Origin of the sequence: Rhodococcus yunnanensis NBRC 103083 (assembly GCF_001895005.1) — a bacterium.
Classification (GTDB): Bacteria; Actinomycetota; Actinomycetes; order Mycobacteriales; family Mycobacteriaceae; genus Rhodococcoides; species Rhodococcoides yunnanense.
In genome coordinates this window covers 1-1377 of record NZ_BCXH01000052.1, presented here as the reverse complement: position 1 = coordinate 1377, position 1377 = coordinate 1, and the positions used below count along the sequence as shown (strand labels likewise).

1 protein-coding gene is annotated in these 1377 nt (G+C 62.5%); it reads right to left on the bottom strand.

Annotated elements, in window-relative coordinates; genetic code table 11:
- The coding region (locus tag RY1_RS29225) for an AMP-binding protein (RefSeq protein WP_139280021.1) at window positions 1–1377 on the bottom strand (1377 nt) is incomplete at both ends.

The following is a 1377-nucleotide window of genomic DNA, read 5'->3' as shown; positions in this document are numbered from 1 at the left end:
TCGAAGCGGTTGAGGAACCACATTCGCTGCTGCGCCAACGACAACGGAACCACCACCGGACGCACCCCCGCCACCAACGGCACCCGCACACCCGACCCCACCGACGCCTCCACCCGAACCGCCAAACCACCCACCGACGGCGCCTCGAACACCAACCGCACCGGCACCACCGCATCCAACGCCACACCCAACCGCGACACCACCTGCGTCGCAATCAACGAATTACCACCCAACGCAAAGAAATCATCATCGACACCCACACGATCGACACCCAACACCTCCGAGAACACCCGAGCCACCGCCTCCTCCACCGGAGTCGACGGAGCACGGAACACCGCAGCCTCGAACACCGGATCCGGCAACCCAGCCCGATCCAACTTCCCGTTCACCGTCAACGGCAACGCATCCAACACCACAAACGCCGACGGCACCATGTACGACGGCACCACAGCACCCAACTCCACCTTCAACGCACCCACATCCAACACAACCCTCGACCCATCCACACCCACACCGCCAACCACATACGCCACCAACTGATCCCCCGCAACATCATCCACCCGAGCCACCACCGCAACATCGACCACCCCACCCAACCCACGCAACGCCGACTCGATCTCCCCCAACTCGATCCGGAAACCACGCACCTTCACCTGAAAATCAGAACGCCCCACATACTCCAACTCACCCGAACCACCCCACCGCACCACATCACCCGTCCGATACAACCGCGACCCCACACCCACACCCGCAACCCCCACAAACGGATTCGCCACAAACCGCTCCGCCGTCAAATCCACCCGACCCACATACCCACGCGCCAACTGCACACCCGCCAAATACAACTCACCCGACACACCCACCGGCACCGGATGCAACCGCTCATCGAGCACCAACACACCCGTATTCCACTCCGGCACACCAATAGGCACACCCGAGACATCACCGGCACCCACCTCATGCACCGTCACCGACACCGCAGCCTCGGTCGGACCGTACAAATTGAACAACGCACCCGCATTACCCCGACGGAACCACTGCGCCGTCGCCGCAGGCAACGCCTCACCGATCGCCAACACCCGCACCAACGAACCCGACAACACCCCACCAGAAACCGCCAACAACGCCGACAACATCGACGGCACCACATGCAACGTCGTCACCGACTCCGCCACCATCAACTCGTGCAAATACGCCGCATCCCGATGACCCTCCACCGACGCCACCACCACCGACGCACCCGACACCAACGCCGACCAGAATTCCCACACCGACAAATCGAACGTCGCCGCAGTCTTGAGCAACACCACATCCCCCACCCCCACACCGAACTCCGCACGCTTCCACACCAACTGATTCACCACAGCCTCATGCGAG